At 72.5% G+C, this 20,478-nt stretch carries 17 protein-coding genes; 8 read left to right on the top strand and 9 right to left on the bottom strand.

From position 1 onward, the window contains the following. On the top strand, positions 1-1,242 hold the full coding sequence (locus M8J73_RS32380; RefSeq protein WP_055541204.1) for a C40 family peptidase: 1,242 nt from the start codon (positions 1-3) through the stop codon (positions 1,240-1,242). Between the two features lie 87 nt (positions 1,243-1,329). Here the strand turns inward: M8J73_RS32380 and M8J73_RS32375 are convergent, their stop codons facing one another. The 5 genes from M8J73_RS32375 to M8J73_RS32355 form a co-directional block, all read right to left on the bottom strand. Next, a complete protein-coding gene (locus M8J73_RS32375; protein WP_055541203.1) occupies positions 1,330-2,568 on the bottom strand; it encodes a styrene monooxygenase/indole monooxygenase family protein in 1,239 nt (412 codons plus the stop codon). 49 nt (positions 2,569-2,617) lie between these two features. Beyond that, entirely contained in the window at positions 2,618-3,241 is a 624-nt protein-coding gene (locus tag M8J73_RS32370) for a GTP-binding protein (protein WP_240501586.1), read from the bottom strand. A gap of 115 nt (positions 3,242-3,356) precedes the next feature. Further along, positions 3,357-3,854: a DUF742 domain-containing protein gene (locus tag M8J73_RS32365; protein ID WP_063799277.1), complete on the bottom strand. Its 498-nt coding sequence runs from the start codon at positions 3,852-3,854 to the stop codon at positions 3,357-3,359. Next, on the bottom strand, positions 3,851-4,363 hold the full coding sequence (locus M8J73_RS32360) for a roadblock/LC7 domain-containing protein (protein ID WP_055518822.1): 513 nt from the start codon (positions 4,361-4,363) through the stop codon (positions 3,851-3,853). The genes M8J73_RS32365 and M8J73_RS32360 overlap by 4 nt, the downstream gene beginning before the upstream one ends. Further along, positions 4,360-7,299 (bottom strand): sensor histidine kinase, encoded by a 2,940-nt coding sequence (locus M8J73_RS32355; protein ID WP_055541200.1) that lies wholly within the window; start codon positions 7,297-7,299, stop codon positions 4,360-4,362. Before M8J73_RS32355 ends, M8J73_RS32360 begins: the two co-directional genes overlap by 4 nt. A 370-nt stretch (positions 7,300-7,669) precedes the next feature. Here M8J73_RS32355 and M8J73_RS32350 point away from each other — a divergent pair, with 370 nt between their 5' ends. Continuing rightward, on the top strand, positions 7,670-8,455 hold the full coding sequence (locus M8J73_RS32350) for a protein phosphatase 2C domain-containing protein (RefSeq protein WP_055541199.1): 786 nt from the start codon (positions 7,670-7,672) through the stop codon (positions 8,453-8,455). A gap of 63 nt (positions 8,456-8,518) precedes the next feature. Here the strand turns inward: M8J73_RS32350 and M8J73_RS32345 are convergent, their stop codons facing one another. Beyond that, positions 8,519-9,013, bottom strand: coding sequence for a MarR family winged helix-turn-helix transcriptional regulator (locus tag M8J73_RS32345; RefSeq protein WP_055541198.1), 495 nt, complete (start codon positions 9,011-9,013; stop codon positions 8,519-8,521). 285 nt (positions 9,014-9,298) lie between these two features. Next, a complete protein-coding gene (gene lon, locus M8J73_RS32340; protein ID WP_055541197.1) occupies positions 9,299-11,701 on the bottom strand; it encodes an endopeptidase La in 2,403 nt (800 codons plus the stop codon). Positions 11,702-11,916: 215 nt separating this feature from the next. Between lon and M8J73_RS32335 the strand changes: the two genes are divergently transcribed. After that, positions 11,917-12,570, top strand: coding sequence for a GNAT family N-acetyltransferase (locus tag M8J73_RS32335; RefSeq protein ID WP_055541196.1), 654 nt, complete (start codon positions 11,917-11,919; stop codon positions 12,568-12,570). Positions 12,571-12,627: 57 nt separating this feature from the next. On the opposite strand, the gene M8J73_RS32330 is transcribed toward M8J73_RS32335, so the two are convergent. Together M8J73_RS32330 and M8J73_RS32325 are read right to left on the bottom strand one after the other, a co-directional pair. Continuing rightward, positions 12,628-13,593, bottom strand: a complete 966-nt coding sequence (locus M8J73_RS32330; RefSeq protein WP_249829413.1) for a rhomboid-like protein — start codon at positions 13,591-13,593, stop codon at positions 12,628-12,630. A gap of 199 nt (positions 13,594-13,792) precedes the next feature. Next, positions 13,793-14,488, bottom strand: a complete 696-nt coding sequence (locus tag M8J73_RS32325) for a TetR family transcriptional regulator (protein WP_079055239.1) — start codon at positions 14,486-14,488, stop codon at positions 13,793-13,795. A gap of 429 nt (positions 14,489-14,917) precedes the next feature. Here M8J73_RS32325 and M8J73_RS32320 point away from each other — a divergent pair, with 429 nt between their 5' ends. From M8J73_RS32320 to M8J73_RS32300, 5 genes are all read left to right on the top strand, one after another. After that, complete coding sequence (locus M8J73_RS32320) at positions 14,918-16,696, top strand: glycoside hydrolase family 3 protein (RefSeq protein ID WP_055542674.1); 1,779 nt, start codon at positions 14,918-14,920, stop codon at positions 16,694-16,696. 102 nt (positions 16,697-16,798) lie between these two features. Beyond that, positions 16,799-17,473, top strand: coding sequence for a spermine/spermidine synthase domain-containing protein (locus M8J73_RS32315; RefSeq protein ID WP_055542675.1), 675 nt, complete (start codon positions 16,799-16,801; stop codon positions 17,471-17,473). A 131-nt stretch (positions 17,474-17,604) separates the two neighbouring features. Continuing rightward, complete coding sequence (locus M8J73_RS32310) at positions 17,605-18,342, top strand: response regulator transcription factor (protein WP_055513578.1); 738 nt, start codon at positions 17,605-17,607, stop codon at positions 18,340-18,342. A gap of 56 nt (positions 18,343-18,398) precedes the next feature. Then, on the top strand, positions 18,399-19,541 hold the full coding sequence (locus tag M8J73_RS32305; protein WP_055542676.1) for a HAMP domain-containing sensor histidine kinase: 1,143 nt from the start codon (positions 18,399-18,401) through the stop codon (positions 19,539-19,541). A gap of 628 nt (positions 19,542-20,169) precedes the next feature. Next, the coding region (locus M8J73_RS32300; protein ID WP_249829412.1) for a 2-oxoglutarate dehydrogenase E1 subunit family protein at positions 20,170-20,478 on the top strand (309 nt) is incomplete at its 3' end.

Here is a 20,478-nt window from a genome sequence, read left to right as displayed (position 1 = left end):
GTGTCAGGAAAGGTCCTGCGCCTGGTCCGTACGGCGACGGCCACGGCGGTCGCGGCAGGCACACTCCTCACGACGGCACCCGTCCAGGCCGCGGCAGCCCCGCTGGCACCGCCGCCGGGCGACACGGCGGGACCCGCGTCCGACAGCGACATCGCCGCGCCGCCCGCCGACAGCGACACCGCCGGGGCCTCCGTCGACGGCGACACCGCCGCCGGCGACGCACGCTCGGTGGCCGGGCTCCTCACCGACCTGCGGCGGCTGTTCCAGGAGGCGGAGGAGGCCACGGAGGCGTACAACGCCACCGAGGAGGAGCTGCGCAAGCAGCGGGCGGAGGTGGCGCGTCTCGACCGGCGGCTCAGCGCGGCCCGGCTCTCCCTGCACGACAGCCGGGGCGCCGCGGGACGGCTGGCCCGGCAGCAGTACCAGAACAGCACCACCGACCTTTCCCCGTACGTACGGCTGCTCCTCGCCCGCGACCCGCACCGCGCGCTGGAGCAGGGCCATGTGATCGGCCAGGTCGCGCAGGAGCGCGCGCAGACCGTGGAACGGATGACCGGCAGCGAGCGGACGACGGACGCGCTCGCCCGCCGGGCCCGCGCCGCCCTCGACCGCCGGCTCACCCTCACCGAGCGCCGTCAGAAGGAACGTGACGCGGTACGCAGCCGTCTCGGCGAGGTCGAGCGGCTCCTCGCCTCCCTCACCACCGAGCAGCTCGCCGGAATCGAACGGCTGGACCGGGACACGACGGCCGAGGCCCAGCGCAGGCTCGTCGCCTCCGGCGCGCTGAGTTCCGTACGGCCGCCGACCCGTACCGGGGCGAAGGCGCTGCGCTACGCGGTCGCCCAGATCGGCAAGCCGTACAAGTGGGGCGCCGAGGGCCCGAAGGCGTACGACTGCTCGGGGCTGACCTCCCGCGCCTGGTCCCACGCCGGACGCCGCATCCCCCGCACCAGCCAGGCGCAGTGGGCCCGTCTCCCGCGCATCCCCCTGACCAAGCTGCGCCCCGGCGACCTGGTCCTGTACTACCCGAAGGCCACCCATGTCGCGCTCTACCTGGGCAAGGGCCTGGTCGTGCAGGCCCCCCGCCCCGGCACCACCATCAAAGTCTCCCCGATCGCCGCCAACCCCCTCCTCGGCGCGGTACGCCCCGACCCCAAGGCCAAACCCCTGAAACGCTTCGCCCTCCCCAAACTCCCGAGGACGGCGAAGAAGGGCTCGGACACGGGCTCCAACGTGTCGTGAGGGAGGAGGGAGGTCTGTGATGTCGCGCGAGGGGAGGCCGGCGGGTGTCGCCGGCGCGGCGGCCGGGGCCCGTCGTCCCCGGGGCGCTCAGCCGCCCGCGACCTCCGACAGGTACGCCTCGGTCTTCTCCGCCTCGAAGAAGTAGTTCTCGAAGTCCGCCGGGTCGTCGAAGCCGTTCGCGAAGCGGTCGGCCACGCGGGGCAGGGCGCCGGCCGCGCCGATGAGGGTCAGCACGTGCTCCGGCGGCTCCCCCAGCATCGTGTTCGTCCACTTCGTCGCCGGGCCCGCCGTCTGCGCCCAGAACCGTTCGAACGTGCGCCGCATCCACGCCTCGTCGAACTCCGCGTCCCCGTGGTCCAGGATGGCCCGCAGATAGGCCGCCGCGCACTTGGCCGCCGTGTTGGCGCCCTGCCCGGTGATCGGATCGTTGGCCACGACCACGTCGGCGACGCCGAAGGCCAGCCCGCCGCCGGGCAGATGGGCGACCGGCTGCCGCACGACGGGGGTGTACCGGCCGGTCAGCACCCCGCCCGCGTCGGTGAGTTCGACCCGGCCGGTCCGCGCGTGCTCCCACGGGACGAACCGTTCCATCAGGTCCAGGGTCAGGGCGAGGTGCTCGGCCGGGTCGGTGACGCCCTGGAAGACGTCCGCCGGGCCGCCGGGCACCCCCTCCCAGAAGAGCAGGTCCGCCCGCCCGGACGTGGTCAGCGTGGAGGTGACGAAGAGTTCGCCGACGCCGGGCACCAGATTGCAGCGGGCCACCTCGTGGTCGGGGTGCTCGGGGCGGGGCTCCAGGCCGTGGACGTACGCCGCCGCGAGGGAACGCTGCGGCCGGGTGAACGGCGAACGGTCGGCGTCACGGGCGAACATGGAGACCAGCTCGCCCTTGCCCGCGGCGACCAGGACCAGGTCGTAGACCCGGGCGAAGTAGTCGAGGTCGGAGACGGCCGCGCCATGGACGACCAGTTGGCCGCCCCGCTGGGCGAACGTGTCCAGCCAGCCCGCCATCTTCACCCGCTGGTCGACGGACTGGGCGTACCCGTCGAGCCGCCCCACCCAGTCGACGAGGCGCTCGGCGCCGGGGCCGGAGACGGAGACCCCGATACCCGTCATCCTCGGCGCCTGGGACTCCCAGAAGTTCAGCCCGAGGTCCCGCTCGTGCTGGAGGGCGGTGTGGAACATGCACTGCGTCGACATGACCCGCCCGTACCGGATCTCGTCCGCCGTACGGTTGGACATCAGCGTGACCTCGTACCCGTGCGACTGGAGGCCGAGGGCGAGTTGGAGCCCGGACTGGCCGGCTCCGACGACGAGTATCTTCCGCATCCGGACTGGTCTCCTACGCCTCTGTGTGCCCCGTGCCCCCCGGCCGGGGCTACTCGGGGCTGACGGATATCGCGTGGCCGCAGAGCGCGAGCAGGGTCTCCAGCACCGAGGCCCGGTTCCGCGCGTCCATGATCATGACAGGTACATGGGCGGGCACGGTCAGCGCGTCCCGTACGTCCTCCGGCTCGTAGCGGTCGCTGTCGTCGAACTCGTTGACGGCGACGATGTACGGCAGGCCGCAGCTCTCGAAGTAGTCGAGCGCGGGGAAGCAGTCGGTGAGACGGCGGGTGTCGGCGAGGACGATGGCGCCGATCGCGCCGCGCACCAGGTCGTCCCACATGAACCAGAACCGCTCCTGGCCGGGCGTGCCGAACAGGTAGAGGACGAGGTCGTCGTCGAGGGTGATGCGCCCGTAGTCCATGGCCACGGTGGTGGTGATCTTCTCCGGGGTCGCGGAGAGGTCGTCCGTGGCGGCGCTGGCCTCGGTCATCAGGGCCTCGGTGCGCAGCGGAGTGATCTCGGAGACCGCGCCGACGAGGGTGGTCTTGCCGACGCCGAAGCCGCCCGCCACCACGATCTTGGTGGCGATGGGGGCGCGGGACAGGTCGGCCTGCCAGGGTTTCAGGTCCTCCTCGGGCTCCGGCTCGTACCGGGGCGCGGGGGCCCCGGTCAGGCGGTCGAGACCGCGGGAGGCGGCCCGGGCGAAGCCGCCGGGCCGGGGGGCGTCGACGGTGACGCCCGGGGTGACGCCCGGCGAGGCGTCGGGGGTGACGCCAGGCGAGGCGGCGTCAGAGACGGCGGAGTCCACTCAGCACCCTTTCCAGCAGAGCGCGGTCCGGCTGTCCCGGGCCGTGACCTGTTCCGTACACACGGATCTTTCCCTGGTCCGCGAGATCGCTGAGGAGGACGCGGACCACGCCGAGCGGCATCTTGAGCAGCGCGGCGATCTCCGCCACCGTCCGCATACGGCGGCAGAGTTCGACGATGGCCCGCACCTCGGGCATCACCTTGCCGGTGAGGGAACCTCCCCCGCTGCCGGACGCGTGGGCGGTGGCGTCCGGCTCCGGACTGTCGGCCGGGGCTTCGAGTACGGCGACGAAGGTCTCGACGAGGAGCACATGACCGAAGCGGGTGCGCCCGCCCGTCAGGGAGTAGGGGCGCACGCGGGCGGGTTTGCGGTCCCCGCCGCGCACCGGGAGCCTTTTGTGGGGGCTCCGCTGCGGGCCCGGCTTCCTCGCCGAGCTCGGCTTGGGGCCGCGCGCCCGCGTCTTCTTGGCGCCGCTCATCGCCTGCTCCCGGCCGCCTCGATCTCCTCGGCCTCCAGGGACTTGCGCAGTTCGCTGCGGAGTTCGGGCGTGAGGACGTGTCCGGCGCGGCCCACGAAGAGGGCCATGTGGTACGCCACCACGCTCATGTCGCAGTCCGGGGAGCCGTGGACGCCGAGCAGCGAGCCGTCGCTGATCGACATCACGAAGAGGCTGCCCTCGTCCATCGCGACCATCGTCTGCTTGACCCCGCCGAACTCCATCAGCTTGGCGGCGCCGATGGTGAGGCTGCCGATGCCGGAGACGATGGTGGCGAGGTCGGCGGCGGAGCCCCGGGGGCCCTGGGGCCGTTCGCCCTGGGCCTCGCGGGCCTCGGCGTTGCGGCCGGGGTCGGAGGAGAGCAGCAGCAGACCGTCGGAGGAGACCACCGCGACCGACAGCAGTCCCGGCACCTCCTCGACGAGGTTGGTCAGCAGCCAGTGCAGGTTGCGGGCTTCACTGCTCAAGCCGAAGGTACTGGGCGCGGTCAACTGCTTGCCTCCTCGGAAGTGCCCCCCGTGGTGTCAACTGCCTCTGTCCGGTACTCCTGTGGCTCGGGCGCCCGTGTCTCGCCCGACTGCTCGGCGATCTCCGCCTCGACGTCACGGCGTCCCTCCCTGGCCCCCTGGTGGAACCCGCCGAGCCGGCGCCTGAGCTCCTCGGCGTTCACGCCCCCCGTGCGCGGCTTGGGGGCCGTGGGCACGGGCGCGGTGATCCGGGGCGTGCGCTTGGGCAGGCCCTTGTCGGTCAGGCGCGGTGCCTTCGCCGACGTGCGCGCCGCGTCCCCCTCGTCGGCGGCGCGCTCATGGGTGTCGGGGCCGATGGTGTACGGGTCGTCGGCGTCCTCGTCGGAGACCTGCTCCGGGACCACGGGAGCGAACAGCTCCATGGTGGTCTCGGAGACGGACTCCGTCGGGGCCACCGGCGGGTCCTCCCGTACGTCGTCGTCCTCGTCGTCCCCGGCCGTGTCCGCGTTCCCCGCGCGGACCGCCGAGTCGGTGTCCGTGGCCGTGTCCGCGTTCCCCACGCGGACCGCCGAGTCCGTGTTCGTCTCTGTGGGCGTGTCCCCGTCCGTGGTGGGTGCGGCGTCCTCGTCGTCCGCCGCGCCGGTCGCGTTCCCCGCGCGTCCGGCGGTGTGGGCGGCGTCCCGGGCGAGCAGCGCCCGTTCGGCGGCCTCGATCAGCGGGTCGCCGTCGCCCTCGGGCTCACGGACGGCGACGGAACGGGTCGGCAGGGCGCCGTCGTTGTTCTCGGCGGCGAGACCGGGCAGCGACAGCACGGGTCCCGCGGTGGGCGTCGGCCCGGCGGCGGGCGGGGCCGGTGTCGTGGCCAGCAGCGTCGTGGGCAGGACGACGACCGCGACGGTGCCGCCCGCTGTCTGCTCCTGGAGCCGGACGCGGGTGCCGAGCCGGTGGGCGAGGCGGGCCACCACGTAGAGGCCGAGGCCGAGGTCCTCGCCGTCCTCCTGGTCGTAGGGGGCGTCGGGGTCGAAGTCGGTGAGGCGGGCGTTGAGCTTCGCGAGCCGGTCGGCGGGGATGCCGATGCCGCCGTCCTGGACGGAGACGGTGACCTCGCCGTTCTCCATCAGCCGGCCGGAGACCTCGACGCTCATCTCCGGCGGCGAGAACGTCGTGCCGTTCTCCAGGAGTTCGGCGAGGAGGTGGCTGAGGTCGTCGGCGCCGAACCCGGCGACATGCGCGCTCGGCGGCAGCGCGGCGATACGGACCCGCTCGTAGCGCTCGATCTCGCTGACCGCGGCGCGCACGACATCGACCAGCGGGACGGCTCCGGCGTGGTGCTGGATGTGCTCGTGGCCGGCGAGGACGAGGAGGTTCTCGCTGTGGCGGCGCATGACGGTCGCGAAGTGGTCGAGCTTGAAGAGGGTGGCGAGCCGGTCGGGGTCCTGCTCGCGCTCCTCCAGGGACTCGATGACGGCGAGCTGCCGTTCGACGAGGCCGAGGGTGCGCAGGGCGAGGTTGACGAACGTGCCGTTGATGCTGTGCTGGATCCTGCCCAGGTGGGCGCCGGCCTCGGCGAGTTCGGCGCGCAGCCGGTCGCGTTCGTCGGCCATGGTCTGGCGCTGGCCGATGAGGTGCTTGCGGTCGCCCTCCAGGGGCGCGAGCCGCTCGTGCAGGGCGAGGGCGTGCGCGTGGAGCGCGTTGACGGAGCGGACGACCTGGGCGAACTCGTCGTTGCGGCCGGTGAACTTGACGGGTTCCTCGGTGAGCGGGTCGCCGGCGACGCGGGCGGAGCCGATGCGCAGCACCGCGAGCGGGCGGGTGAGCGAGCGGGCCATGCCGGTGGCGACACCGACGGCGAGGAGCATCAGCGCGCCGAGGAGGGCGACCCGGATCTCCAGCGCGGTGACGTCGTCGTCGCGCAGTTGGGCGAGGTCCTTGGTGCGCCGGTCGTAGAGGGAGGACTCGGCGCCGCGCATCAGGTCGACGCGGGCGGAGAGCGCGGCGTCGACCTTGGTGGCGCTGGTGGTCTTCTCGTCGTCGGAGAGGGTGGGCTGGTCGGTGAGGCGCGCGAGGTACTTGTCGGCGGTGTCGGCCTCGGGGCCGGTGACCGTGGCGTCGTACGAGGAGCGGGCGGTGGCGGGCGCGGTCTCGCGGAAGTGGGCGAGGGCCGCGTCGGAGCGCACGCGGGCCTGCTGGGCGGCGGCGCCGAGGGCGTCGCGCTGCTTGTCGTCGGCGGCGGAGCTGCCGGTCGTGGTGGTGGGCAGCCCGGTGGCCGGGTCGATGACGGTCCGCGTGGTGCTCGGGACGCTGAGCGCGGCGACGAGCAGTCCGCGGGCGGCGGCGGCCTGCTGGACGGCGGTGTCGAGTTCGGCGAGGGCGTACGCCCCGCCGCCCGCGCGGGGCGGCAGTTGCTGGGCGAGTTCCTCGGCGAGCGCGTGGAGTTCGGTGACGACGGCGGTGTACGCCTGGTGCGCTTCGAGAGCGGTGCTCTTGCCGGAGAGCGCCGCTTTGCGTACGGCGGCGATGGACCGGATGTCCTGGCGCAGCGCGGCGGAGGTGTCGGTGTCGGCGCTCAGCTCCGCGACCTGGCGGTCGACGCGGTCGGCGCGCTGCTCGTCGGGGGCGGCCGACTTGGGCCGTCCGGCGGCGATGTACGCGGTGACCTCGTCACGCTCGTCGGCCAGCGCGTGGGCGAGGGTGAGCGTCTCCTGGGTCTGCTCGGCGAGCGTGACCAGGGACTGGGTGTCGTGCAGTTGCTCCGAGGCGGCGAGCACCGAGGGCGATCCCGCGCCGGCGATGGCGGCGGCCACGACGGCCACGGCGACGATGAGCCGGTTGCGTACGTGCGCCTTGCGCCCGGTGCCGACGGTGGGGGCCTGCTGTGCCGTCCCCTGCTGGTTCGGGGAGGCCGCGGAGGCCTTCGAGGCTGCCTTCTTGCCTGCGCGCCGAGGCCGCGTCTTCTGCACCGGTGCTCGCATTCCTGACTCGTGTACCCATGGGCCCGGGTGACGTTCCGTCAACTTGTGAGCGTCCCCCCGGTACGGCTCCCGACCCTCCCAGTGCCGGTGGGCGGTGGTCCCGCATCATCAGTCCCGCCACCCGAAGGAGTGAACATCGCCGGGGAGTTGGCGGGCAAGTTCCCCCGGCTCGTGCCGATGCCCCGCCCGATCGGCCGGTTGGACGTCGGCGACGCGCTTTGGCAGTATTCGCCGCCGCGCTTCCCCACACGCGATCATTCCATGCCAAACCCGGCGCCCGGATTGGAGGGTCCGGGTCGTACGGCGACCATTGTCGGCCTTTCGCGGATCTTGTGGAGGGCTCGTGCAGACTGGCCGAATGCGTACGGAACTCGCCTCTGAGCCCGGCCATCCCTCCCGCCCCAACGAGGACTTCGCGTCGGTCGCGCTTCCCGCCGGGGGACAGGGCGGTGCCGTGGTCCTCCTCGACGGTGTGACACCACCGCCCGCCGACTACGGCTGTCGACATTCGGTCGCATGGTTCACCTCCCGCCTCGGCGGCGCACTGACCGAACTGTCCCTTTCGGAACGGGATTCGCCGCTGACCGCCGTTCTTGCGCAGGCCATCTCTCGTACCGCCCGGGCGCACGCCCAAACCTGTGACCTTTCTCACCCAAGAACCCCGCAGGCCACAGTGGTTCTGGCGCGGTGGTCGGCACGGACGCTGGAGTACCTGGTCCTGTCCGACTCCGCCCTGCTGTTCGAGGGGCCGGACGGGCTGGTGACGACGGTGCTGGACGACCGTCTGTCGCGCCTCCCGCGGGCCTCCCTCGCCACCGCCGCGATCGCCGATTCGACGGTCCGCAACAAGGAGGGCGGCTTCTGGACGGCGGCGGCCGATCCGGCCGTGGCCGCGCGGGCGGTGACAGGGGCCGTCCCACGCGAACAAGTCCGGGCCCTGGCCGCCCTGACCGACGGGGCGACCCGCTGGGTGGACATGTTCCACGAGGGGGGCTGGGAGGACTGCTTCACCTACCTGCGCAAGGAAGGCGCGGCCGCCCTGGTGGAGCGGGTACGGGACCTGGAGGACGCCGACACCGAACGCCGTTTCCTCGGTCGGGCGAAGACCCACGACGACGCGAGCGCGGTGTTCGCGGAGCTGTGAGGCGCACGGCGGGACGGATCCGGCCTCGACGCACGGCGGGACGGATCGGGCCTCGACGAGCCGTCAGCCGTCGGCGCCCCGGTTCAGCTGGTGCAGGAGTCGCGCGAGTTGGGCCACCTCGTCCCGGTCCCAGTCGGCGAGCTGGCGTACGTACGCCACCCGCCGGGCGTCGCGCACCGCGCGGAACCGTGCCCGCCCCTCGTCCGTGAGGTGGACGAGCCAGGCGCGGCCGTCGGCCGGGTCGGGTTCGCGGGCGATGAGGCCGAGGTGTTCGAGGGCGCGCAGCTGACGGGACATCGTGGCCTTGCCGACGCCGATGTACGCGGCGAGTTCCGTGGCGCGCAGCCGTCCCGTCTCGTCGAGCCGGGCGAGGAGGCCGTACGCGGCGGACTCCAGGTCCGGGTGGACCGCCCGGGCCATCTCGCCGGACTTGGCGCGGGCGCGCCGCAGCAGGACCGTCAGTTCCCGTTCCAGCGCGAGGAACGCCTGGTCCATGCCGCCGGTCGGCACCCCGGGCCCGATGTCGCCCCGGCCGCCGTTTCCGCCCTCGTCCTGCACGTCAGCGCTCCTGATCCCGGTTCCGCGTCGCCGAAGAGTTGCCGAAAGTGTCCGCCGCGGACCGCCGTCGCGGGCGGCGCCTAAGTATTCCGCAGGTGAGGGGTGACGCGGACCGCCGGGAACGCGCGCGCCGCGGGCGCGCCGGTGGCGGGGCGCCCAAGGGAGAGGCCCGGGCCTCCCTCACGGGACCCGGGCCTTCCCTCGTCCGGCGGATGTCCGTCACGTCACCGCCGGAGCTTCCGGGGGGCCGCCCGTGTGCCGGGCGGCCGTACCGTCGTGCGGCCGTCAGGCGGCCGCCGGGACCGCCACCTCCGCGGGGGCGAGGGCCAGTTCCAGCACCTGGCGGACGTCGGTGACGGCGTGGACCTCCAGCTTGTCGAGGACCTCGGCGGGGACGTCGTCCAGGTCGGCCTCGTTGCGCTTGGGGATGATCACCGTGGTGACCCCGGCCCGGTGCGCGGCGAGCAGCTTCTGCTTGACGCCGCCGATGGGCAGGACCCGCCCGGTGAGCGAGACCTCACCGGTCATCGCCACGTCCGTGCGGACCAGCCGGCCGGACAGCAGCGAGGCCAGGGCCGTCGTCATGGTGACGCCGGCGCTCGGTCCGTCCTTGGGTACCGCGCCCGCCGGGAAGTGGATGTGCACGCCGCGGTCCTTCAGATCGGCGACGGGCAGTTCCAGTTCGGCGCCGTGCGAGCGCAGGAAGGAGAGCGCGATCTGCGCGGACTCCTTCATCACGTCGCCCAGCTGTCCGGTGAGCGTCAGCCCCGCGGCGCCCGTTTCCGGGTCCGCCAGCGACGCCTCGACGTAGAGGACGTCGCCGCCGGCGCCCGTGACCGCGAGCCCCGTGGCCACACCGGGGACGGCCGTGCGCCGCTCCGCCGGGTCCTGGGCGGACTCGGGGACGTGGTGCGGGCGCCCGATCAGTGCGCGCAGGTCGGCGTCGGTGACGGTGAACGGCAGCTCCCGCTCGCCCAGTTCGTGCTGGGCGGCCACCTTGCGCAGCAGCCGGGCGACCGACCGCTCCAGGTTCCGCACCCCGGCCTCGCGGGTGTACTCGCCGGCGAGCTTGCGCAGCGCGCTCTCGTCGAGGGTGACCTCGTCGGCGTCGAGTCCGGCCCGCTCGAGCTGCCGGGGCAGCAGGTGGTCCCGGGCGATGACGACCTTCTCGTCCTCCGTGTAGCCGTCCAGCCGGACGAGCTCCATTCGGTCGAGCAGCGCCTCGGGGATGGCCTCCAGGACGTTCGCCGTGGCGAGGAAGACGACGTCGCTCAGGTCCAGCTCCACCTCCAGGTAGTGGTCCCGGAAGGTGTGGTTCTGGGCGGGGTCGAGGACTTCGAGCAGCGCGGCGGCCGGGTCGCCCCGGAAGTCGGAGCCGACCTTGTCGATCTCGTCGAGCAGGACGACGGGGTTCATCGACCCCGCCTCCTTGATGGCGCGGACGATACGGCCGGGCAGCGCGCCCACGTAGGTGCGCCGGTGGCCGCGGATCTCCGCCTCGTCCCGTACGCCACCGAGGGCGACCCGGACGAACTTCCGCCCCATGGCGTGCGCCACGGACTCGCCGAGGCTGGTCTTGCCGACGCCGGGCGGCCCGACGAGGGCGAGCACGGCACCGCCGCGCCGGCCGCCGACGACACCGAGCCCCCGGTCGGAGCGCCGCTTGCGCACGGCGAGGTACTCGGTGATGCGCTCCTTCACGTCTTCCAGGCCCGCGTGCTCGGCGTCCAGGACACCCTTGGCGCCCTGGATGTCGTAGGAGTCCTCGGTCCGCTCGTTCCACGGCAGTTCGAGGACGGTGTCGAGCCAGGTGCGGATCCAGCCGCCCTCGGGGGACTGGTCGCTGGACCGCTCCAGCTTGTCGACCTCCTTGAGCGCGGCCTCCCTGACCTTCTCGGGAAGGTCGGCGGCCTCGACCCGGGCGCGGTAGTCGTCGGACTCCTCGCCCTCCTTCTCGCCGTTCAGCTCGCGCAGTTCCTTGCGGACGGCTTCGAGCTGACGTCGCAGCAGGAACTCCCGCTGCTGCTTGTCGACGCCCTCCTGGACGTCCTTGGCGATGGTCTCGGCGACGTCCTGCTCGGCGAGGTGATCGCGGAGCTGCTGGGTGGCGAGCTTCAGCCGGGCGACCGGGTCAGCCGTCTCCAGCAGCAGGACCTTCTGCTCCGTCGTCAGGAACGGCGAGTAGCCGGAGTTGTCGGCCAGCGCGGAGACGTCGTCGATCGCCTGCACACGGTCCACGACCTGCCAGGCGCCGCGCTTGCGCAGCCAGCTGCTGGCCAGGGCCTTGTACTCGGTGACCAGTTCGGCGACATGGCCGGGCAGCGGTTCCGGCACGCTCTCCTCGACCTGGGTCCCCTCGACCCACAGCGCGGCCCCGGGCCCGGTGGTCCCGGCTCCGATCTTCACGCGGCCGCGGCCCCGGATCAGCGCGCCCGGGTCGCCGTCGGCCAGCCGGCCCACCTGCTCGACGGTGCCGAGCACACCCGTGGCCGCGTACGCGCCGTCGATCCTCGGCACCAGCAGCACCCTCGGCTTACCGCGTTCCGCCCGCGCCGCCGCCTGCGCGGCCTCCACCGCGGCCCGTACGTCCGTGTCATTGAGGTCCAGCGGCACCACCATGCCGGGCAGCACGACCTCGTCGTCGAGCGGCAGTACGGGCAGGGTGAGCGGTGCGGACATCGAAGCCATGATCTCTCCCTCGGCATTCAAGTTGAGCTATGCCGACTCAATGCACATGAGCCCGTGGATGTTCCCCGGAGGCCGGGTCGTTCGCTGTGGGCGATCAGGGCCGACTCGACGGACAGGCGGCCGCCTGGTGACACACCCTCATCGCAAGTAATAGCCTGCATGGCAATGCACCCATTACAGACTGATGGACGTGCCACACCTACACGGGGGCGACAGTGGACGGAATCGTGCGGGCCTGGATCGATGGCTGGGTCGTCTCGCGGGGTGCGGCACCCCCGGTGGTGGAGCCGTGGGGCTGCACGATCGACAACGGAACGGCCGCCCACGTCACCCGGCATGTCCTCGCGGGGACCCATGACGACGTCAAGGAGGAGACGGTCCGGAAGGTGGCCGGTGCGGTCACCGGGGCCGGAGTGTGGCTCAAGGTCTTCGCCGACGTGTCGCGAGTCGCCCCCTGCCTGGGCGAGGGCTGGTGGGTCGACCCCGAGCCGGGCTGGCTGATGACCGCGCCCCTGGGGACACCGGCAGGCCCGGCCCTCACCGCCCCGGAGGACTACCGCCTGCGCACCTGGGCCCGGGGAGGCGTGATCCGCACGATGGTCGCCGCACCGGACGGCTCGTGGGCCGCTCGCGGCCAGATCGCCCCGACGGGGCGGACCGCGGTCGTCGACCGGATAGAGACCTCCGCGTCCCACCGCCGCCGGGGCCTCGGCACACTCGTCATGCGCACCCTGACCAGGGCGGCGTTCGAGGAGGGCGCGGAGGTGGGCGTACTGAGCGGCACGCCGGACGGCCGGGCCCTGTACGCGTCCCTCGGCTGGACGACGGTCGCCCCGCTGACGAGCGCGAGATTCGACGGCCGGCAGTGAGGCGGCCGACCTTCCGGTCGGGGGCCCCGCCCCTTCCCGGCGCAGGGCTCCGGTCGGCTAGGCCGGGACCTTCACGGGAGGCGCCGGGTCCGGGGGCGGGGCCGCGGCGCGGGTCACCGCCGCGCGTCGCCACCGCCGCACCACCGGCCAGGTGGTGATGCCGATCGCGAGGGCGATCAGGTGTCCCCAGTTGGTCATCGGGTCCATGAACGCCATCAGGTCGTCCACGAGCATCCAGCCGAAGGCGAGCAGCAGCGGCCAGCGTGACCACCACGGCAGCAGACCGGCCAGTGCGCCCACGCTCGCCGCCACTCCGAAGCTGATCCCGTAGTCGAGGCGGTGGAGGGAACTGCCGGGCAGCCCGCCGGCCAGGACGGAGACACCGACCGGGATCTCGGTGGCGAGGGTGGCGAGGACATGCCCCAGCAGGAAGACCACGGCCGTGCACCGGCCGCCGATCCGGCGCTCCAGCGCGGTCAGGACCAGCACGAAGCCGAGAGCGTACGGCGACGCCACCCCACCGGCGATCCACAGCGCGCTCGCAACGAGCACCGGCACCGGGGCGCCCACGAGGTGCGCCACGTCCGTACTGAAGCCCTGGTGGAGGGCGTGGACGACGGCCGGGTCCGCGTACTCGGTGATGAGCGAGGTCAGCAGCAGGACGGCCAGGTACCAGAAGGTGAAGGGCGTGCCGGTGGGGGTGGGGAGCAGCCGCCAGGGGCGCGGAAGGGAGCCGGGTGCGGGGGCGGGGCACGCGCGACGGCTGGAGGCAACCGGGCCGCTCCAGCCTCGGCCGTCCGAGGGCTCGGCCCATCGATAGGCAGGCTTGGGCGGCTCCGGCGATCCTGCCTGTTCGGCACCGGACCCCAGCGGCCTCGACAGTCCCGCACGCTCGACACCGGGGCCCGACGGCCCAGCCAGCCCTGCCTGCTCGGCACCAGGCCCCAGCGGCTCCGCCAGCCCCGCCCGCTCAGCACGAGGCCCCGGCGGGTCGGCCTCTCCCCCGCCCCGTACTGGCGTCACCGCTCCCGGCTGGCGTGGGATTCCGTTCAGGAGTGGCCCGGCGGCCGACGGTGTCACGTCGGTCCGGTCCGGCCCTGTCCCGGTGTCCACGCCATCCAAGATGAAGCGCTCCCTCCGTTTGGCTCCACCTTCGGCATCCCGGCGCCCCCTGTCTGTGACCTGCGCCACCTTCGCCGGGATTCACAGCGATCCGACAGCCTCACCCGTCCACCGAGAGCGCCCGCAACACCCGCTGCACGTACGCCCGGAACCGTCCCGCCAGGTCGAACCCCCGCGGGTCCAGCGCCCACTGGATCCGGAGCCCGGCCAGCATGGCGGCCACCTCCTGTGCCACGGCGACGGCGCCGGCATCGATGTCCGGCCGCAGTTCACCGGCGTGTGCCGCCCGCCGCAGCACCCCCGCCATGACCTCCACGAGCTCGGCGTACCGGTGGGCGAAGTACGCGTGGGCGGGATGCCCGGGGTCGCCCGCCTCCGCCGCCAGGACGTTGAACATGCGCACCTGCCCCACCCGCGCGGTGTCGCGCTCGGCGAGCCGCACGAGCATGGAGAACATCTCCCCGGCCGACTCGAACTCGTACGCGAGGAACTCCGCCCGGTCGCCCGCGTCCGCGCGTTCCAGCACCTGGAGGAGGAGGTCCTCCTTGGAAGGGAAGTGGTGCAGCAGACCGCCCTGGGTGATGCCGACGTCCTTGGCGATGCGGGCGAGGGAGGCGGCATGGAAGCCCCGTCGGGCGAAGTGCTCGACGGCCGCGTCAAGGATGCGCTGCCGTCGTTCGTCGCCGACGGCGTACGAGCCGCGGGACGTCGGGGCGGCGGGCGGCGTCCGGGCGGCGGGCGGCGTCCGTCTGCCGGGTTCGTCGGCAGACCCCTCGGGCGTCCGGTTCCGCGCCATGTCCGCCACCCTAGGGCCTGTCGTTTGGATCACGCCTGGGCCGTGGGGCTTGGCACGCACATCTGCGGCGTTGTCGTCGGTTGCCAACTCCCCCACGCTCGAACAACCTCGCGCGGGGGGACCGCGTCGACGCCCTCCTCCGCCTTGCAGCTGCACGCACCAAGCCCCACTCACCGGCAGCATCAAGGCGCCGCAGCCTGGAATCGGCATGATCCAAACGACAGGCCCAAGCCCTCACCCTCCGACCTCGGCGGACGGTGCGAACCGCCGGTTACACGAGTCACCCGCCCTGTCGATCAAGCGGTTCGCCGGGTGATTCTGGCCACGCGACCAAAACCTAGTACCCACTCGGTTTTGCTGCTTCCCTGGACAGGCCTGTGCCCTGCCGCCCCCCACGCACCTCCGTACCCCATGTACAAGGACTGCCGGATGCCCACGCCCGACTACCGCGACCCGAGCCTTCCCGTCGAGGAACGGGTGGAGGACCTGCTGGCCCGGATGACGCTCGCGGAGAAGGCGGGCCAGCTCTTCCACACCCCGCTCACGATGAACTCGGACGGCTCGCTGCACGAAGGGGGCGGCTCCCTTCCGTATGGGTACGGCACCACCGAGCTGGTGACGGACGGTCATCTGACCCACGTCGACCTCGTGGGCCGGTACGGCGTGCGGGAGACGGCGGAATGGGTCAACCGGCTCCAGGCGCTCGCCGCGGACACCAGGCTCGGCATACCAGTCACCCTCTCCACCGACCCGCGCCACTCATACACCCACCAGCGCGGCGCGCCCTTCGCCACCGGCCCGTTCTCCGTCACCGGCCCGTTCTCCGCCTGGCCCGAACCGGCGGGCCTGGCCGCGATCGGCGACGCGGAGCTGGTGGAGCGGTTCGGCGACACCGTCAGGCGGGAGTATCTGGCGGTGGGTTTCCGGGTCGCCGTCCATCCGGCGGTCCGCGCCGGTCACGACCTCGCCACCGGGCATGGCGGAGCCGACCTGACCGGCACCTTCGGCTCGTCCACCGAGCTGATGGGCGAACTCCTCCGGGCGTACGTGCGCGGTCTCCAGGGCCCGCGGCTCGGTCCTCGCTCCGTCGCAGCCATGTTCACGCACTTCACCGGCGGCGACCGGTCTCTCGCGCCGGCCGAGGCGGCCGTCGACGCGGGGTGCTCGCGCCTGATGCCGTATCCCGCCCGGCCGTTCGGGACCGGGGATGGGGAGCCGACCGGCATCGACAGCCACTTCGGCGTCGGCATCGGCATCGGCATCGGCATCGACCGTGACGCCCTGACCCGCCCGCTCCACGAACGCCTCGGCTTCGACGGCGTCGTCTGCACCGCCCCCGGCCTGCTCACCGGCCCGGCGATCCCGGGCGAACCGCACGGGAAACCGGGCGCCGAACACCTCTCCCTCGGCGAGCGCGCGGCGAGGGCCCTGGACGCGGGCGCCGACCAGTTCGGCGGCGAAGGGCGCCCCGACGTCATCGTGGAACTGGTGCGGTCCGGCCGGATCTCCGAGGAGCGCGTCGACGCCTCCGTGCGCCGGTTGCTGCGCGAGAAGTTCCGGCTCGGCCTCTTCGAGAGGCGCTACGTCGACCCGGACCGGGCCGAGGAGACCGTGGGCGCGGCCGAGTTCACCGCCCTCGGCGCCACCGCCCAGCGCCGCTCCCTCACGATCCTCACCAACCACTCCCTACTGCCCCTCACCGACCGCCCGAACCTGTACGTCGACGGCGTCGGCGCGCAGACGGCGTCCCTGTACGGCAATGTCGTCGCCGATCCGACCCACGCCGACGTCGCCGTACTGCGGCTGCGGGCCCCGCACGCGGAACGCCCGGACCACACCGAGCCGTACCTCCCCCCGGGAGCCCCGAGAGCCCCGCGAACCTCGGCGTCCCCGACGTCCCCGGCCCCCGGCGAGAAGCGGCTGCGGGAGATCCTCGCGCTGCTGGACGCCGTGCCCACCCTGGTCTGCGTCACCCTGGAACGGCCCGCCGTACACCCGGAGATCGCGTCGAGGGCAGCCGCGCTCGTCGCCGACTACGGGGCGTCCGACACGGCGTTGCTCGACGTTGTCTTCGGCCGGGCACGGGCCGAGGGGCGGCTCCCCTTCGAACTCCGGTGCCCCACAGCCGTGGTGGAGGAGTCCGGGCCGGACGTGCCGAACGCCACCGGGACGCCCCTCTTCCCGTACGGGCACGGCCTGGAGATCTGAACACGCCCCGTCGCGACGGGCGGACGCTTCGAACACGTCAAGCCCCGCCGGAGCGGTCGTAATTCAGCCGCCGTCGCGCACGGGACGCGTAAGGATGGAGGGATGACCACCATCGACGTCCCCGAAGTCATCGACCGGCGCGAGGGCCCCTACGGCGAGGTAGTCCTGCGGCGGCACGGGGAGCTGTTGCAGATCATCGCCAACGGGTGCTTCCTGATGGACACCTCCGACGGGCGCTCGGAGCGACTGCTGGTCGACGCCGCCCTCGACGCGCTGACCGGGCGTTTTCAGCCGAGTGTGCTCATCGGCGGCCTGGGTGTGGGCTTCTCGCTCGCACACGCCGCCGCGAACCCGAATTGGGGCGCGATCACCGTCGTGGAACGCGAACCGGCCGTCATCGACTGGCACCGCTCGGGGCCCCTCGCCGACCTGTCCTCGGAGGCGCTCGCCGACCCGCGGACGGAGATCGTGGAAGCCGATCTCGTCGAGTACGTCAATGAGACTTGCGCCACGTTCGACGCGCTCTGCCTGGACATCGACAACGGGCCCGACTGGACCGTGTCCGACAGCAACGAAAACCTGTACTCACCGGCCGGATTGGCAAGCTGCGCAAGGGTGTTGAACCCCGGCGGGGTGCTGGCCGTGTGGTCGGCGCAGCCTTCCCCGGAATTCGAGGAATCCTTGGGGAATGCCGGGTTCCATCAGGTGCGTACCGAAGAGATCCCCGTTGCCCGAGGAGTTCCGGACGTGGTGCACCTCGCGGTCCGACCTGGATAGCCCTGGCGTGGTGACTGCCCGTACCCTGCTTGCCTGGCGCCGATCATTCAAGCGTCAATCGCAGTCATGCGCAGCCATGCGTAGTCAAGGGATCACCCCACGGATTCCGGAAAGCAACTCAGGGGCGGGCGATGGAGCAGACACACACCTCCCACAACGGCACGACGGCGACCCCGGGCGCACAGCGCCGGGTACTCGTGGTCGAGGACGACCCGACAATCGTCGACGCCATCGCGGCCCGCCTGCGCGCCGAGGGTTTCGTCGTACAGACCGCGTCCGACGGCCCGGCGGCCGTGGACACGGCGGAGGCCTGGCAGCCCGACCTGCTGATCCTCGACATCATGCTGCCCGGCTTCGACGGCCTGGAGGTGTGCAGGCGCGTCCAGGCCCAGCGGCCCGTCCCCGTGCTGATGCTCACCGCGCGGGACGACGAGACGGACATGCTGGTCGGGCTCGGCGTCGGCGCCGACGACTACATGACCAAGCCGTTCTCCATGCGTGAACTGGCCGCGCGCGTCCATGTGCTGCTGCGCCGCGTGGAGCGGGCCGCGCTGGCCGCCACCACCCCGCGCTCGGGCATCCTGCGCCTCGGTGAGCTGGAGATCGACCACGCGCAGCGCCGTGTCCGGGTGCGCAGCGAGGACGTTCACCTCACCCCCACCGAGTTCGACCTGCTCGTATGTCTCGCGAACACGCCGCGTGCCGTACTCTCGCGCGAACAGCTGCTCGCCGAGGTCTGGGACTGGGCGGACGCGTCCGGGACGCGCACCGTGGACAGCCACATCAAGGCGCTGCGGCGGAAGATCGGCGCGGAGCGGATCCGCACGGTGCACGGTGTCGGGTACGCCCTGGAGACCCCGACCCCCTGAGCCGGGTCCGCACGGCGCGTGTCGTACTCGCGTAGGCACAGGGGACTGGTGGCGATATGAGCGGAGTCGGTGACCCACGGCCGGGGAGCCTCGGTGACGCGCAGTCACGGAGGGTCGCGGGGCCGCTGGGCGGTCTGCGGCCCTTCTCGATCAAGACGAAACTGGGCACGCTCGTCGTCGTCTCCGTCCTGATCACCACGGGTCTGTCGATGATCGCCGTGCACACCAAGACGGAGCTGCGCTTCATCACGGTGTTCTCGATGATCGCCACACTGTTGATTACGCAGTTCGTGGCGCATTCGCTCACCGCTCCGCTGGACGAGATGAACGCGGTCGCCCGGTCCATCTCACGCGGCGACTACACCCGGCGGGTCAGCGAGAACCGCCGGGACGAGCTGGGCGACCTGGCCCACACGATCAACCTGATGGCCGACGAGCTGGAGGCCCAGGACCGGCAGCGCAAGGAGCTCGTGGCGAACGTCTCCCACGAGCTCCGCACGCCCATCGCGGGTCTCAGGGCGGTGCTGGAGAACATCGTGGACGGCATCGCGACCGCCGACCCCGAGACGATGCGTACGGCACTGAAGCAGACGGAGCGGCTGGGCCGGCTGGTCGAGACGCTGCTGGACCTCTCCCGCCTCGACCACGGCGTCGTCCCGCTCCGCAAGCGCCGTTTCGAGGTGTGGCCGTATCTCTCCGGGGTCCTCAAGGAGACCCAGATGGTGGCCAGTGCGCGTGGGGGCATGGCCTCCGGCTCCGGCAGCCACACCCGCAAGGACGTCCACCTCCATCTCGACGTCCATCCTCCGGAGCTGACCGCGCACGCCGACCCCGAGCGCATCCACCAGGTGGTCGCCAACCTCATCGACAACGCGGTCAAGCACAGCCCCCCGCACGGCCGTGTCACCGTCAAGGCCCGCCGCGGGTCCACGCCGGAGTCCCTGACCCTCGAAGTACTGGACGAGGGCCCCGGCATCCCGGAGTCCGAGTGGCACCGCGTCTTCGAACGCTTCAACCGCGGTGCGGTGAGCCGACCGCACGGCCCCGGCAGCGACGGCGGCACCGGCCTCGGCCTGGCCATCGCCCGCTGGGCCGTCGACCTCCACGGCGGCCGCATCGGGGTCGCCGAGTCCCCCAAGGGCTGCCGCATCCAGGTGGCCCTGCCGGGAGCACCACCGGCACGCTCACCCCAGCCGTAGGGGCTCCGCCGCGGCCGGGTTCGGGGGCCGAGTCCGGGTGCCGAGGTGGTCGGCCGACTGCGGCGCCGTCGTGGTCGCTCGCACAGTTCCCCGCGCCCCTTTAGGGCATGGGTCGCGCCCGGCGCCGCCAAGGGGCGCGGGGAACTGTGCGACAAGCCACAGCGCGCCCGCAGGACACCACGCATCGGTCCCCCCGGGATCGCGGGGTCCGGGGCGGCAGCCCGACCGCCGGTACCCACCTTCCCGTGGCCGAATCCCCTCCCCCTTGCCAGATTTCGCTCATCCTCCCAGGGCTTACATCTCTGCCAAGTTGACGTAAAGTTCGAACCGGAGCCACAAGATCCACGGTCGATCCGCCTCGACGGACACGTGTGATCAGGTGCGTTCAGCCGGTCGGCCGCGCGTTCATCGCCGCAGGCCCCGCCCGACGCATGCCCGATCTGTGCCCACCGCACCCATTCCGGACCGGAACCCCGCTTGTTTCCCGCCATTTCCAGCCCCGAAACACGCACTCCGATGTGACTTACGCGACGATGAAGGGGCTCGACCTGACCTTCCCGGCCACGGAGGCGTAGCCTTTATTCCCGCTGTCCATCACCTTGTGAAGCGGAAGAGGGCGGTTGCCGCCGTGTCGCCACAGTCCCCCAGTAACTCGAGCATCTCGACCGACGCAGACCAAGCGGGTAAGAACCCCGCCGCGGCCTTCGGTCCGAACGAGTGGCTCGTCGACGAGATCTATCAGCAGTACCTCCAGGACCCGAACTCGGTAGACCGAGCCTGGTGGGACTTCTTCGCCGACTACAAGCCGGGGGCTGCCGCCGCCTCGGCTCCGGCGGGTACTGCGGCGAAGGGGGCCCCGGCGACCACCACGCCCGCGGCGCCCGCCGCCCCGGCCCAGGCCGCTCCCGCGGCTCCGGCCGCGCCCGCTCCGGCCGCC

Source organism: Streptomyces neyagawaensis, from assembly GCF_023516595.1.
In the GTDB taxonomy this organism is placed as follows: domain Bacteria; phylum Actinomycetota; class Actinomycetes; order Streptomycetales; family Streptomycetaceae; genus Streptomyces; species Streptomyces neyagawaensis.
The sequence above is the reverse complement of the archived record's forward strand: the minus strand, read 5'-3'. Positions and strand labels throughout refer to the sequence as shown.

Excerpts from the sequence above, each read along its gene's own strand:
- M8J73_RS32375 (WP_055541203.1), bottom strand. The coding sequence starts at position 2,568 with ATGCGGAAGATACTCGTCGTCGGAGCCGGCCAGTCCGGGCTCCAACTC.
- M8J73_RS32350 (WP_055541199.1), top strand. The coding sequence starts at position 7,670 with ATGCGTACGGAACTCGCCTCTGAGCCCGGCCATCCCTCCCGCCCCAAC.
- M8J73_RS32305 (WP_055542676.1), top strand. The coding sequence starts at position 18,399 with ATGAGCGGAGTCGGTGACCCACGGCCGGGGAGCCTCGGTGACGCGCAG.
- lon (WP_055541197.1), bottom strand. The coding sequence starts at position 11,701 with ATGGCTTCGATGTCCGCACCGCTCACCCTGCCCGTACTGCCGCTCGAC.
- M8J73_RS32325 (WP_079055239.1), bottom strand. The coding sequence starts at position 14,488 with ATGGCGCGGAACCGGACGCCCGAGGGGTCTGCCGACGAACCCGGCAGA.
- M8J73_RS32310 (WP_055513578.1), top strand. The coding sequence starts at position 17,605 with ATGGAGCAGACACACACCTCCCACAACGGCACGACGGCGACCCCGGGC.
- M8J73_RS32315 (WP_055542675.1), top strand. The coding sequence starts at position 16,799 with ATGACCACCATCGACGTCCCCGAAGTCATCGACCGGCGCGAGGGCCCC.
- M8J73_RS32365 (WP_063799277.1), bottom strand. The coding sequence starts at position 3,854 with ATGAGCGGCGCCAAGAAGACGCGGGCGCGCGGCCCCAAGCCGAGCTCG.
- M8J73_RS32320 (WP_055542674.1), top strand. The coding sequence starts at position 14,918 with ATGCCCACGCCCGACTACCGCGACCCGAGCCTTCCCGTCGAGGAACGG.